Consider the following 270-nt stretch of genomic DNA (forward strand, 5'->3'; position numbering starts at 1 on the left):
TATTTAAGTCACCATTTTTTGTAGAATCCCCATTTTCCTGGTGACTAAAGTTATTTAAGTCACCAACTGCCGATTGAGGTTCACTGTCCTTTTGTTGATCATTTTCAGCTTTTTTCTTTTCTTTTAATTTTTTAACACGCGCATCTTTCTTTTCTTTTTTCTGCTTACGTAATTCATCTAATTCAGACATATAAGTCCAGTTATCTGTTGTTAATTCTGGTTCTAATACATATAAACGATTAGCTTCGTCTTTTACTGGTACTTCTTCAA

General features: G+C 31.9%; 1 pseudogene. It reads right to left on the reverse strand.

Features of this window, described 5'->3' with window-relative positions:
* A pseudogene (locus tag MR079_RS28720) lies at positions 1-270 on the reverse strand (replication initiator protein A); the annotation flags it as partial.

Origin of the sequence: Bacillus cereus group sp. BfR-BA-01381, from assembly GCF_022663555.1 — a bacterium.
Lineage (GTDB): Bacteria > Bacillota > Bacilli > Bacillales > Bacillaceae_G > Bacillus_A > Bacillus_A pacificus.